At 74.9% G+C, this 12,990-nt stretch carries 13 protein-coding genes; 6 read left to right on the top strand and 7 right to left on the bottom strand.

The genetic code is table 11. The features are described from left to right. Positions 1-135: 135 nt before the first annotated feature. On the bottom strand, positions 136-669 hold the full coding sequence (locus GQS09_RS09745; RefSeq protein ID WP_165985601.1) for an RNA polymerase sigma factor: 534 nt from the start codon (positions 667-669) through the stop codon (positions 136-138). A 199-nt stretch (positions 670-868) separates the two neighbouring features. Here GQS09_RS09745 and GQS09_RS09740 point away from each other — a divergent pair, with 199 nt between their 5' ends. Beyond that, positions 869-1,240 (top strand): peptidase inhibitor family I36 protein, encoded by a 372-nt coding sequence (locus GQS09_RS09740; RefSeq protein WP_165985600.1) that lies wholly within the window; start codon positions 869-871, stop codon positions 1,238-1,240. Between the two features lie 209 nt (positions 1,241-1,449). Continuing rightward, positions 1,450-2,181 (top strand): hypothetical protein, encoded by a 732-nt coding sequence (locus GQS09_RS09735; protein ID WP_165985599.1) that lies wholly within the window; start codon positions 1,450-1,452, stop codon positions 2,179-2,181. A gap of 353 nt (positions 2,182-2,534) precedes the next feature. Here the strand turns inward: GQS09_RS09735 and GQS09_RS29290 are convergent, their stop codons facing one another. Beyond that, entirely contained in the window at positions 2,535-4,238 is a 1,704-nt protein-coding gene (locus tag GQS09_RS29290; RefSeq protein WP_313896066.1) for a 3'-5' exonuclease, read from the bottom strand. 346 nt (positions 4,239-4,584) lie between these two features. Here GQS09_RS29290 and GQS09_RS28575 point away from each other — a divergent pair, with 346 nt between their 5' ends. Continuing rightward, the gene (locus GQS09_RS28575; RefSeq protein ID WP_207957637.1) at positions 4,585-5,019 is read left to right on the top strand and encodes a hypothetical protein; all 435 of its coding nucleotides are present in this window, start codon (positions 4,585-4,587) and stop codon (positions 5,017-5,019) included. A gap of 28 nt (positions 5,020-5,047) precedes the next feature. Here GQS09_RS28575 and GQS09_RS09720 read toward each other — a convergent pair whose 3' ends face one another. The 3 genes from GQS09_RS09720 to GQS09_RS09710 form a co-directional block, all read right to left on the bottom strand. Then, entirely contained in the window at positions 5,048-5,854 is an 807-nt protein-coding gene (locus tag GQS09_RS09720; protein WP_313896065.1) for a Mut7-C RNAse domain-containing protein, read from the bottom strand. Continuing rightward, positions 5,851-6,117, bottom strand: a complete 267-nt coding sequence (locus GQS09_RS09715; protein WP_207957636.1) for an acylphosphatase — start codon at positions 6,115-6,117, stop codon at positions 5,851-5,853. Before GQS09_RS09715 ends, GQS09_RS09720 begins: the two co-directional genes overlap by 4 nt. Before the next feature lie 119 nt (positions 6,118-6,236). Further along, positions 6,237-7,706, bottom strand: a complete 1,470-nt coding sequence (locus GQS09_RS09710; protein WP_165985598.1) for a WGR domain-containing protein — start codon at positions 7,704-7,706, stop codon at positions 6,237-6,239. A 479-nt stretch (positions 7,707-8,185) separates the two neighbouring features. On the opposite strand from GQS09_RS09710, the gene GQS09_RS09705 reads away from it, so the two are divergent. Further along, complete coding sequence (locus GQS09_RS09705) at positions 8,186-8,608, top strand: type II toxin-antitoxin system PemK/MazF family toxin (RefSeq protein ID WP_207957639.1); 423 nt, start codon at positions 8,186-8,188, stop codon at positions 8,606-8,608. Between the two features lie 33 nt (positions 8,609-8,641). Next, positions 8,642-9,376: a PIG-L deacetylase family protein gene (locus tag GQS09_RS09700; RefSeq protein WP_165985597.1), complete on the top strand. Its 735-nt coding sequence runs from the start codon at positions 8,642-8,644 to the stop codon at positions 9,374-9,376. Between the two features lie 197 nt (positions 9,377-9,573). Here the strand turns inward: GQS09_RS09700 and GQS09_RS09695 are convergent, their stop codons facing one another. Beyond that, positions 9,574-11,055 (bottom strand): MFS transporter, encoded by a 1,482-nt coding sequence (locus tag GQS09_RS09695; protein WP_165985596.1) that lies wholly within the window; start codon positions 11,053-11,055, stop codon positions 9,574-9,576. Positions 11,056-11,483: 428 nt separating this feature from the next. On the opposite strand from GQS09_RS09695, the gene GQS09_RS09690 reads away from it, so the two are divergent. Then, a complete protein-coding gene (locus tag GQS09_RS09690) occupies positions 11,484-12,209 on the top strand; it encodes a M23 family metallopeptidase (protein ID WP_165985595.1) in 726 nt (241 codons plus the stop codon). 125 nt (positions 12,210-12,334) lie between these two features. On the opposite strand, the gene GQS09_RS09685 is transcribed toward GQS09_RS09690, so the two are convergent. Then, entirely contained in the window at positions 12,335-12,922 is a 588-nt protein-coding gene (locus GQS09_RS09685; protein WP_165985594.1) for a methylated-DNA--[protein]-cysteine S-methyltransferase, read from the bottom strand. Positions 12,923-12,990 lie beyond the last annotated feature (68 nt).

Below are 12,990 nucleotides of genomic sequence, written 5' to 3'. Positions count from 1 at the left end.
GCCGGCGCGGCGGCGGCACCGCCCGGCCGGCCTGCATCCGCTGCCACAGGTCCGGCGGCGGGACGACGGCCTCGTCCGCCTCCGCCAGCCGGGCCCGCAGCTGCTCGGCCGCCTCCTGCCGGGACATGCCGGCGCTCATGGCTGGGCCGTCCCCTCCGGGCAGCTCAGCACGTGCCGGAGCTTGTCCAGCGCCCGCGCCCGGGCCCGGGCGGCCGTGCCCCGGTGCACGCCCAGGATCTTCGCCGCCTGGTCGATGGTGTAGCCGTCGAGATCCATCAGGATCACCACCCCTGCCTGCCGCACCGTGAGCCGGGACAGCAGCCGCACCGCCTCCAGCTCCGCCGCCCTGCGGTTCAGCCCGCCGTCCCAGGCGGCGCCCTCACCGGCCGACGGCTCGACACACTCCCTCACCACCAGCCTCCGGTCCCGCCGCCAGGCGTCCCGCACCACGCTCAGCAGCGTCGCGAAGGCATAGGCGTACGGCTCCGGATGCGCGAGAATCCGCTCCGGCCGGGCGGCCAGTTTCAGATACGTGTCGTGCACGAAGTCCTCCGCCGTCTGGGAGGACGCGGTCAGCAGCGCCGCCCTCCGGTACAGCCGCGGCAGCAGGGCGCAGAACAGTTCGTCGAAGCGCCGTGCCGCGGCAGCTCGGTTATCCCCAAGGCCCACCCCCGTTGAGCTCGTGACGGACGGTACTCATGGTCCGCGCTCGTCGCCCGTGCCACCAGCCCTTTCCTTCTCTTCGGCACCTGGTTCACCCGTTCCGGTGAACCGGGGCCGTCACGCCAGACGGCCGGGCGGCGCGCCTCGTGTGGCAGGTGTCCGGCCACCGGCGCCGGACACCGACAGCACATCGAGGAGAGACGCCATGTCACCCAGGCGCCACCGCACGGTCTTCGCCCTCATCACCGGCGCAGGGCTCGCCGCCACCCTGCTCGCCGGCGGCCCCGCCGCCACGGCCGCCGGAGCCGCGCCCCTCTGCGGCGGGAACGAGATCTGCTTCTGGGAGGACAACGACTTCCGGGGCACTCCGTGGCGCTGGTCGCCCGGGAACGGCTACCGCGACATGCCGCCCCGTCTCCACGACAACGTCGGCTCCTTCATGGCCAACGCCCCCGGCTGCTTCATCGACTGGCAGCCCGAGATGCGGCGCACGGTGGCCCCGGGCGACTACTCCCGCGCCTACAAGGCCGACGGCACGTTCGGCTCCCGCATCGACGCCGTCGCGCCGTCCTGCTGACCGCCCTCCCCGGGCCGGGCCCGGCCGCCCGGCGCCGTCCCCGGGCGGCGGGGCCCTCTTCCGTCCCCCGCCGCCGCACCGCTGCGCCGCGCCTTCCGCAGCCGGCGGCGCCCGACGGCCGGGCAGCAGCCGCCCGGAGGCGGTCCGGGCACCGGGGGCACCGGGAAATGCGGTGGCCGGACCGGGAGTTGCCGCCTACGGTGTGGGGCGTGGCGAAACTGAACCAGATCATCGCGGTGGAGAAGGGCGTCAAGTCCAAGGTGCAGCAGGACCTGGCGGCGGTGCAGCACGGGCTGACCAAGCCGGGGCTGCTGGCCGGCATCTCCCGCACCTACCAGCCCAGGGACGAGGAGGGCGAGCAGCTGCCGCCGGAGTCCACCCGGGTGCAGGTGAAGGCCGAGGAGGTGCTGCGGGAGACCGCCAGGACGCTCACCCGGCTGTTCGATGTGACCGCCACCAAGGACTGGGCCAACTGCACCGCCCGCGCCGATGTGACGGTGGACGGGCGGACCCTGCTCGCCGATGTGCCCGTCGCCTATCTGCTGTTCCTGGAGAAGCAGCTCGCCGAGCTGGGCGGCTTCCTGCGGCGGCTGCCGGTGCTGGACGCCGCCGAGTCCTGGAGCATGGACCCGTCCACGGACTGCTGGAAGACCGACCCGGTGCGCACCGTGCGCACCAGGAAGGTGCCGCGCAACCACGTCAAGGCGGAGGCGACCGAGAACCACCCGGCGCAGGTCGACGTGTACCACGAGGACATCGCGGTGGGCTACTGGACCACTGTGAAGTTCTCCGGGGCACTGCCCGCGCGCCGGGTGAACGAACTGCTGGAGCGGACCGAGAAGCTCCAGCAGGCGGTGAAGTTCGCCCGCGAGGAGGCGAACGGCACGGAGGTCACCGACCAGCGCGCCGGAGACCCGGTCTTCGGCTACCTGTTCGGCTGAGGGAGGCCGCGGAAGGAGAGAGACTCCCCGGCGGGGCACCTGCGGGTGCCGCCGCCGGGGTGCGCGAGGAGCGCAAGCTGAAACTGAAGCTCCTGGTCAGGGCGTGGGACTGCGGGGAATCCTGCGGAGCCGCCGCCCGTCGGACTGAGACTCTCGCTCCAGATTCAGCATGTGCCGCCCATCGCCCGGGCAAGCGGAAGCGGGCAAGGGACGTCGGGGTTGCCGGTTCGAATCCGGCCCGGTGCGCCACCTGCACCGGTGGCTCAAAGGCAGAGCACGACGTCATGACGGTGACCCGCCCCTGAACCGCTCGTGGCGTGTGACCGGGCGGCTCCACGGGGCCCGGGGGCAGGCTACGCCCCCGGGCTCTCCTCGCCGCCCGGACGCATTCCGGCCGCCTCCGGCCGCCCCTGCGGTGACGGACGCGACGGCCCCGGATACGCCTGGCGGGACGCGGAGGAGAGGCGGCGTCGGCAGCGGGCGGCGCGTTTGGTGATGGCGTCCCAGGCGGCGCGGGCGCCCCGGCCACGGCGGCCGTCCAGGGCCCGGCGGCAGACCGCGAGCGCGGTGGCGTGGTCTCCCAGCCGCCGCTCGTAGTGCAGGGACAGCCGGTTGAACAGCACGACATCCCGGGCCCCGAGGTCCACCGCGCGGTGCCAGAGCGCCGCCGCCTCCGCCTCCCGGCCGTGCTTCTCCCAGACCTGGCCGACGAAGCGGGCGGCGCGGCCGAGCGCGGCCAGGTCACCGGTCGCCTCCAGCAGCGGCAGGTGGCCGGCGAGTTCGTCGGCGGTCTCCGGGCCGGCGGCGGGCCCGCGCAGGGCGGCGGCGTAGTGGGCGACCAGCGCACCGGCCGGACTTCCGGTGGCGCAGCTTCCGAGGGTGTCGCAGGACCAGCAGGAGTCGCACGGCGGCAGCGCGGCGATGAGCCCGGCCGGCTCCGGGAACAGGGCGAGCAGCCGCCCGGGGGAGGCGCCGGCCGTGCCGCCCGCGTCGGCCGCGTCGGCCGCGTCGGCCGCTTCGGCCGCGTCCAGGTGGGCGATCTGGGAGATGACGCCGCCGATCTCCTCCCGGTCGGGCTCGGGGGCGGCCAGCTCCAGGCCGAGCGCGGTGGTCAGGGCCTGGTGGGCAAGGTCCCGCCCGGGCCCGTGCCCGGCGCCCCGGCGCCCGCCCCGGCCGCCGGAGTCCGGACCCGTGCCGGTGAGCCAGGTGCTGAAGCGGATCCACAGCCGCGCGGCCTCCGGGCACTGATGGTCCGTCAGCGCGGTCAGCGCCCGCTGCCAGTCCTCGGCGGAGCCCGGCCAGCGCTCCAGGGTCTGATGCGCGGCCCGGTGTCCGGCGGCGAGGCCCTCGCCGGCCGCATCGCAGCGGACCGCGCGGCGCCGGGCCAGCCGCAGCGTGCGGCTGCCCGGATCGCCCAGACGGGAGAGGTCCGTGTGCCCCTCCTCGGCGGCGACGCCCAGCAGGTGCAGCAGCAGGGCGGCAGTGGCCTCGGCATCCGAGTCGGCGCGGTGGGCCCGGAGCGGGATGCGCAGCGCACGGGCGCAGGTGCCCAGCCGGTGGTTGTCCAGCTCGGGCAGGAAACGCCGGGCAAGACGCAGGGTGTCCACCACGGTCTCCGGCTGCCAGTCGTGGCCGGCGCGCTCCAGTTCGGAGGCGAGGAACAGCAGGTCGAAGCCGGCGTTGTGGGCCACCAGCACCCTGCCCCGCAGCCGCCGCAGCATCTCCGGCACCAGCTCGGCGAAGTGCGGTGCGGCGGCCGCCTGTTCGGTGGTGATGCCGTGGATGTGCACCGGGCCGGTGTCCCGCTCCGGATTGCAGAGACTGGACCACCGGTCGGTGACCCGGCCGCCCTCCACGGTGACCAGGGCCAGGGAGATGATCCGGTCGCCGCGTGCGGGGGACAGCCCGGTGGTCTCGGTGTCCAGTACCGCGTAGCTGCGCTCGGGCAGCGCCGGCGGCGGCGCCTGCGGGGGAACGGAGGGGGCCGGAACGGCCGCCGACGCCGTCCCGGTCCCCTGGCGTCGGCTCTGCGGGTTGTCGTCCCCGGGGTACAGCACGCAACTCCCCTTTCGCGGCGTGGCACGGCGGTTTGTACCGTACCCGCGGCCACTGACTGCGGCCGCCGTCCAAGACCGCGGGGCGGGCTCTCCCACGGCCGCCGCCGGCCCTCCCCGCGGCGCCGGGCGGCACCCGCGGACAGTTGGGCGCGGCAGCCGGTTCCCATGCCACCCCGGGCGGGTGAAACCCCCTGGGAGGCGGTAGGTTGAGTGCTCCTCGGCAGGACCCGGCCTCCGGCCGGGCCGCGGGGAGTGAGGGTGCGGCCCGGGGTGTGCCCCGGCGGTGGCACCGGGTCTGGGGACGCCGTGCCCCGGCCCCTCCGCCAGTTCGATGAAAGGCAGGGCCATGCGCGAGTTCCTGATGGATCTGGACGCGGGGATGGAAGAGTTCTTCCGCGACATCGCGCGGTTCATGACGGACGAGTTCGGCATCCCGTACGCCGAGGCGGTCGCCCGCCTCAACGCGGCGTTCGAGCGGTCGAAGTTCGATCCCTATCCCGACATCATGTGCCATGAGTCTCCCGCGTACTGGGGGTTCGGGCTGTACTACCGGCGGCTTCCGGACGGGAGCGAAGTGCCCTGGTGGGAACCGGACGCCGACCGGTCCGGCTGGGAGATCAAGGACGCCCCGCCGCCCGACGCGCACCACTGGACGCTGCCCGCCGACGCCGAGGCACCGGAGCCCAGCCCGGGGCTGCTCCGGCCCGGCGGGCCCGAACCCGGGCTGTACCGCCCGGTTCCCGAGGAAGCGCCCTACGCCGGCGACGACTGGAACCACTGAGCGGACCCGGGCGGAGCCCCGCGTGGCGTCACCGCGGCGGCCGCTTTGGCCCCGGCGGCGGGCGCCGCCCGGCGAGCAGTTCCCGGGCGGCGGCCACGGTGGCCTCCAGGGAACCGTGGTGCGCCCCGCGCCAGTAGACGCGGGCACAGCCACCGCAGCGCAGAAAGGTGTCGTAGCTGCGGCGGGTCCCCGGCCGGAGAAGGTGCGCGATCTCCTCCTTGCGCACCGGGGCCAGCTCGCCGTTGCAGGCCGGGCAGCGCGTCCACGGTGCCAGTGGCGGGGCGAAGCGGGTGAGCACGTCGGTCAGTTGCTCGCCGGTGCCGGCGCCGCGGACGTGGGCCCCCGCCCACAGGGCACGGCGGCGCAGCAGGCCGCGGTCCTGGGTCAGCAGCACCCGGCGCTCGGCATTGGCCTGTTGGAGCAGGGCCTCGTCGGTGCGGTCGGTGTAATAGGCGGTGTCCAGACCGAGCAGCCGCAGCCGGCGGGCCAGGCCGCCCAGATGCACGTCCAGCAGGAAGCGCAGCGGGGTCACCGGGGGCGGCTGGGGCCGCCGGACCGGCAGGACGTCCACCACCGGCCCCGCCGGGGCCGCCCGCCGCCCCTCCTCCGGCACCTCCCCGGGCGCCGGGACATGACCGGGCGGAACCGGGGCGCCGTCCGCCCGGAGCTCCCCGACCTCGGTGAGCGGGATGCCCAGGGACTGCACCACATGGCCCAGGGTCGAGGTGCCGTCCATCGGCACGGTCACCTCCCCGGAGCGGTGCCGCGAGCGGAGCAGGTAGCGCAGCGCCGGGTCGATCCGCAGCCGCAGCCCGGGGCGCGGGGTGCCGGTCACCGGACGTCGAAGGCGGTGAGTCCCTCCGGCTCCTCCTCCGTCTCCCGGACGGCCTCCACCACGGCGGAGGGCGAGCCGCGGTGCGCCCACTCCACCATGCGGGCGACCGCCTCCGGCTCCCCTTCGAAGACCGCCTCCACCGAGCCGTCGGGAAGGTTGCGCACCCAGCCGGCCACGCCCTGGACGATGGCCTCGGAGCGGCAGGAGTCGCGGAAGAAGACCCCCTGCACCCGTCCCGAGACCACGACGCGTTTGCGGATCATCGCTGTGGCACCTCCCGTCCGCCGCGGAACACCGCCGAGCCCTGCGGACCGGCCGGCCACCCGGCTGCTGCCCGGTCCGGCGCCATCCTAGGATCCGGGCGGGCGCCGGGCCCGGCGGCTCACAGGAGGCGCCGTATCGTGCCCCGAACGCGGTAGAAGCCGCCGGACGCCGGGTGCAGCCCGTCCACCACGAAGCGGGCTCCCGGCTCCCGGATGGCCCGCGGGAACTGCACGAACCATCCCGGCCGGTATCCCTCGGAGACCACCTGGACCCGGACCCGGCCGTCGTGCCGCACGCATTCCACGACCACGCCCTCGTCGCCCGCGGCCGGAGCGGCACTGACCGCGGGCACCACCTCGGCGGAGGTCGCGGGGGTGTAGGTGGGCAGGCCGGCCGCGGACTTGATGTCCTGGGTCTGCGGCAGGGAGCCCCGCTCGGCCGCCTCGATGGCCTCCGGACCGGCGTCGATGCAGGCCAGGGTGCCGTCGGTGGTGACGATGTACAGACGTTCGTCCCGGTACTGCATGGACAGCGCCGAACCGCAGCCCGTGCCCAGCTTCCACAGCCGGGTGCCGGATTCGTCGAAGCAGTAGACGGAGGAGGCGTTGTCCCCCGCGAACACGTACCGGCCGCCGGGCGCGGTGGCGCAGGAGTAGACGACGGCGTCGCACCGGTAGTCGGCGAGCGGGCGGCCGTCCGGCTTGGCCAGCCGCTGCACCAGCCGGCGGTCGGTGCCCGCGTACACCGCGTCGGCCTCCTGCCAGCCGAACAGCACGGCGCCGGTGGTGGGCGTGTGCCACAGCTGCCGCCCGCCGTCGGGGCTGTAGGCCGTCACGCCGCGGCTGTGCCCGTGGTAGGCCGCCCGGTCGTCGGCCCGGATCATCCAGGCGTGCGCCCCGCCGCTGCTGCGCGACCACTGGAACTCGTCCTCGTGGTCGATCGCGGTGAGGCCGCCGTCGCGGTCCGAGACGTGCAGCACGCCCTCGTGGATGTCCAGCCAGAAGATGTCCACGTCGGCCGAGATGTCGTAGGCCGCGAACGGCAGCTTGGAGGACAGGTCGTAGACCGAGCCGTCGTCGCATCCGGCGTAGATCCAGAAGTCGTCGGCGACCAGGCACTTGACGCCGTCGGGCAGGCTGAACCGGGAGAGCACCTCCCCGTCGTGCGCCAGGGCGTAGACATCGCCGGACTGATTGCCCACCCAGCAGCGCTCGTCGTCGATGTGGATGCCGAAGGCCGAGGCGCCGGTGCGGAACCGCCACAGCACCGGCGCGGTGGCGCGGGCCGTCGAGGCGGCCGACGCCACCTGGCGGCGCGTCACCGGGCGGGGCGGGCGGCCGCCGCGCACGGCCGGCTCGTAACCCTTGCGCCGCTTCTCCGCCAGCTTCTTCTCCGCCGCCGCCCGGGCCGCCCGCTCGGTGGCGAAGGACGACCTCTTGAGCTGGCCCTCGGCGCCGATGCGGCCGTAGCGGATGGCGACACTGGTGCCGTCCACCGTCACCTCGTAGAACTTGTGCGCTCCGCCGCCGGACTCGGACAGCTCCAGATAGGTCGTGACCGGCGAGGCGGGCGTCGAGGACGCAGACATGGCAAGGCTCCCTCCCGGTCGGCCGGCTGGGCCGGCCGACGTGGATCAACTGTGGTCAGCAAGGTAGGGCCCGCCACTGACAGCCGCCGGGGCGGCGCCTCACGCCCCATCAGGCCGGTGCGGTGCAGCGCCGCGGCGGCGAGCTGCGGGTTCCGCCCGAAACGGTGCCGGGACTCGCCGCCCTGGCGGCGGACGATCCGCTCGTCCAGCCGGTGCAGCAGGGGCAGCGAGGCCGGGTCCAGCAGGCCGGTCGTCAGCTGATGGCGGCTGCCGGCCGTCCGCGAACGCCTTCTCCAGGCCGCCCAGCGCGGCGCGTTGGTGATCGCGCAGCGGAACCGGCGGCCGCAGCCCGGCCATTGCCGCCGCGGTCTCCTCCGTCCCCGGCCGTCCGCTCCTCGGATCACCGTATCGGTGGCCCGCACGCTGTCGGAGCCGGGCGGTACGGTGTGGCCGTGACGATCACGAACGGCAGGACGGACATGCCGGGGCAGGCCGGCCCGGGGGCCACGGTGGAGGCCCGGCCCGCCACCATGCGGGTGGTGCGGTTCGCCTACGCGCCCGACCCGGACGGCGAGCCCGATCCCGGCGAGATCGTCTGGACCTGGGTGCCCTTCGAGGAGAACGACGGCCGCGGCAAGGACCGTCCGGTGCTGGTGGTGGCCCGCGAGGAGGGGGACACCCTGCTGGCCGTGCAGCTCACCAGCCGGCCCCGGCACGACCGCCATGAGTGGGTGGCGCTGGGCAGCGGGCCGTGGGACGGCCGGGGCCGTGACTCCTGGGTGGATCTGGACCGGGTGCTGCGGGTGCACCCGCGGGGCATGCGGCGCGAGGCGTGTGCCCTGGATCTGGATCGCTTCACCCTGGTGGTGCGGCGCCTCCAGCAGCGCTATGGCTGGCGCTGACGGGCCGGGAGATCGCTGGTACGTTCGGGGATCATGACGCAGAAGCTGACCGCCATGCCCCTGGACTGGCAGCGGGCGCTGGCCATCGTGGCCCACCCCGACGATCTTGAGTACGGTGCGGCGGCCGCCGTCGCGGAATGGACCGACCAGGGGAAGCACATCAGCTACCTGCTGGTGACCCGCGGCGAGGCAGGCATCGACGGGCTTCCTCCGCAGGAGTGTGCGCTGATCCGGGAACAGGAGCAGCTGGCCAGCGCCGCGGCGGTCGGGGTGGAGACCGTCGAGTTCCTGGACCACCGGGACGGCGTGATCGAGGAGGGGGTGGCGCTGCGGCGGGACATCGCCGCGGCGGTCCGCCGGCACCGCCCCGAGCTCCTGATCACCATCAACCACCGGGACACCTGGGGCGGGCGGTTCTGGAACACGCCGGACCACCGGGCGGTCGGCCGGTCGGTGATCGACGCCGCGGCGGACGCGGGCAACCGCTGGATCTTCCCCGAGCAGCTGCGGGACGCCGGGCTGGAGCCGTGGGACGGGGTGCGCTGGGTCGCGGTCGCCGCCTCTCCGGAGGCCACGCACGCGCAGCCGGTGGCGGACGGCTCGGTGGAGCGGGCGATCCGCTCGCTGACCGAGCACCGTGCCTATCTGGAGGGACTGGGCGCGCAGCCGGAGGAGTATGCGCGGGACCTGATCACCCGGAGCGCCGAGGACGCCGCGCAGCGCTTCGACGGCCGCCGCTGCGTCGCCTTCGAGCTCTTCCCCCGCTGATCCTCCCCCTGATCCCCTGATCCCCTGACCCCCGCGGGGCCCGGCCGGCGCCTTCCCGGCCGGGGCCTGCGCCCCTCTTCCCGCGGGGCTCGCGCCGTTCCCCGCGGGACGTGTGCCGGCCGCCGGTCTGCCGTCCGGCGGGGCGCGCCGCCGCCGGGGTGAGCCGATGCGTGCCGCCGGGCGGCGCCCGGGCCGCGTCAGCCGCGGGCGCGTGCGGGGTGATTCAGAGTGAGGACGGCCATGAGGGCGACGGGGACGAGGAGCACGGCGGCCGCGGCGGTCAGCCAGCCGTAGCCGGCCTGCGACACCACCAGTCCGGCCAGCGCCCCGCCCCCGCCCGCGCAGGTGTTCATCGCCAGGTCGGAGAGTCCCTGCGCGGCCGGCCGTTCGTCCGGCGGCACCGAATCGGTGAGCAGCGCCGAGCCGCCCACCAGCCCGGCCGACCAGCCCAGGCCGAGCAGGAACAGCCCGGCCGCGGTCTGGGCGTGGTTGCCCTGTGCGGTTCCGGCCAGCAGGGCGGCCAGCGCCAGCAGCGCCACCCCGCCGAGCACCACCGTGTACCGGCCGAGCCGGTCCGCGAGCCAGCCGACCAGCGGTGAGAAGGCGTACATGCCGGCGATGTGCCCGCTGATCACCAGCCCGATGAGCTGGATGCCCGCCCCGTGGTGGTCCAGGTCGAGCGGGGTCATCACCATGATCGACACCATCACGGTGTGTGACAGCGCCACCGTGGCCAGTGCCAGCCGGGCCTGGGGCGAGGCCGAGATCGCGGCCAGCCCGGCCCGCAGCGAGCGCTCGTCCGGGCGGTCGTCCGGACGGCCGCCCGGGCCGCCGTCCGTGCCGTTCTCCGCGTCGGCCGGGCGGGCGGCCAGCGCCCGGGCGGTGAGCAGCGGATCGGGCCGGAGCAGGGTGCCCACGGTCAGCGCTGCCAGCAGGAAGATGACCGCCGCCCACAGAAAGGGGCCGGCGGTCTCGGGTATCCGGTCGCTGAGCGCGCTGACGCTGCGCCCCGCCGGTGCGGCGATGTTCGGCCCGATCACGGCGCCCAGCGTGGTGGCCCACATGACCGCGGCGATGGCCCGCGCCCGCTGTTGCGGTGCCGCCAGGTCCGCCGCCGCGAAGCGGGACTGGAGGTTGGCCGAGGACGCCGCGCCGAACACCGCCATGCCGAGCAGCAGCAGCGGGAAGTTCTCCAGCACCGCGGCCAGCACGACCACGGTGCCGCCCGCCGCGCCGATCAGGTAGCCGAGCATCAGCCCCGGGCGGCGCCCGCGCCGGGACATCAGCGCCGCCAGCGGCAGCGACAGCACCGCCGTGCCCAGCACCGAGGCGGTCAGGGCCAGCCCCGACAGGCTCTCCGAACCGCTGACGTCAGCGGCCAGCAGGGCGGCCAGGGCGATGCCGGTGGCCACCCCGAAGCCGCCCAGGATCTGGCTGGCGACGAGGACGGCGGCGGTGCGGCGCCGCAGCGCCTCCAGCGGGACGCCGCCCACCGCGGGCGGCGGACCGTCCGGGACGGGCGCGGAGCTGACGGCCGCGGAGGGGGGTGATGCGGGCGGTGCGCCGTCGCCGCCGGTGGCGCTGGTCTTCTCGGTGTCGGTCACAGGGCGAGTCTGCCAGCCCGCCGCCGTCCCGGTCCCGCGAATTACGACGGAATTGGTCCCGGGGGGCGGGACCATGGTCCCGGGCCGCGCCGGGCCGAAAGGGAAGGCGGACGTGAGGTGGCCCACATGCCTTTCCGGTGCTACTAGCCAACCTAGTGGGAATGCGGCCCCAAAGTCCGGGACCTTTGTCCCGGCGAGCCGGGATAAAGGCCATCCGGGGCCGGGACATTTGCGGAGCCGCGGTCGGTGGCGCATCCTTCCTTTCCCAGCTTGGCCAGGCGAGACGCGGTGAGTGGTGAGACTTCTTCCGGATGCGGCAGGCGACGGCGCCACGGATACCGGGCCGGGACCAATTTCCCTCTGTCCGGCTACTGCAAGCCTTAGTAATAGCCTTTCTTGAAACCCCGGAAAAGGGTCGGTATCAATGTTCTCGGCGGCGCACGGATCACACATTCCGGCGCGTCCCGTGAACCGGCTGTCCCCTATCCGGAGGTTTTCCCCGCATGCTCAGCCGCACCGCTCGTACTGCCGTCCTGTCCCGTGTCCGCACCCGTACCGGTGTGGTGGCCGCCGGTGTGGTCGCCTCCCTGGCGATCGCCGGCACCGGGGTGGCAGCCGCGGCCGAGACCCCCAGCGCCGATGTCTTCGCGGCGGGCCCGGGCGCTCTGGCGCAGTACACCGTGAACCAGGCCGAGGTCCAGACGAAGGCCGCCGAGGTCGAGGCCAAGCAGGCCGCCGAGGCGAAGCAGGCCGCCGCCGAGGCGAAGCAGGCTGCGGAGGCCAAGAAGGCCGCCGAGGCCCAGGCGGTGAGCTGGGTCTCCCCGGTGACCGACGGCTACACCCTCAGCGCCACCTTCGGCAACAGCGGTGACCGCTGGGCCGCCGGCCACAGCGGCCAGGACTTCGCGGTGCCCACCGGCACCCCGGTCAAGTCCGTGCACGGCGGCACCGTGGTCAAGGCCGGCGGCAACGGTGCCGGTGACGGTCCCGCCTACGGCAACGCCATCGTGGTCAAGCACTCCAGCGGCACCTACTCGCAGTACGCCCACCTGTCCAGCGTGAAGGTGAGCGTCGGCCAGCAGGTCAAGGCCGGCGAGACCATCGGCCTGTCCGGCAACACCGGCAACAGCACCGGTCCGCACCTGCACTTCGAGATCCGGACCACGCCGGACTACGGCTCGGCCGTCGACCCGGCGAAGTTCCTGCGCGACCAGGGCGTGAAGCTCTGATCCGGGGCTGCCCCGCGCAGCCCTCCGGACAGCCGGAGTCCCGGGCCCGTCCGCCCCACCGCACCCGGTGGGCGGGCGGGCCCTCCGCATGCCCGGCCCCCGGCCCCGGGCGCGGTGGCGGTGGATCAGAACAGGGGGGCGGGCAGGACGCCCTCCAGGGCGAGCAGGGCACGCTTGGTCTCCAGACCGCCGCCGAAACCGCCGATCCCGCCGTCCGCGGCCACCACCCGGTGGCAGGCCACCACCACCGGCAGCGGATTGCTGCCCATGGCGGCCCCCACGGCACGGGCCCCGCCCGGTTCGCCCACCCGGTCCGCCAGGTCCTGGTAGCCCACCACGGCACCGTAGGGCACCGATTCGGCCAGCTTGCGCAGCACCCTCTCGTTGAAGCCCGAGCTGAGGGACCAGTCCAGCGGCACCGAGAACGCCCGGCGCCCTCCGGAGAAGTACTCGGCAAGCTCCCGGGCGGCCCGCTCCAGCACCGGATCCCGCGCGGACTCGGCCGGTTCCGCGCCCAGCCGGGCGGCCAGCCGGGCCAGCTCCCGGCGCACCGGGCGCCGGTCCGCGTGGAAGCCGACCCGGATCAGCCCCCGGTCGGTGGCGGCCAGCAGCAGCGGGCCGATCGGCGAGGGCAGGACCGTCCAGCGCGCGGCGCGTGCCGGCCGGACGGGCTGCCCCGGCGTCCCGGGCTCATCGGCATCGGCGGAGCTCATGCGGTCACCCTACGACCGCCCACCGACAGCCGTGCCGCGCCGCCGGGGCGCAGCGCCCCGGCCGATTG

The sequence above is a fragment of the Streptomyces sp. YIM 98790 genome (assembly GCF_011421595.1).
Classification (GTDB): Bacteria; Actinomycetota; Actinomycetes; order Streptomycetales; family Streptomycetaceae; genus Streptomyces.
This window is presented reverse-complemented; position numbering and strand designations above follow the sequence as displayed.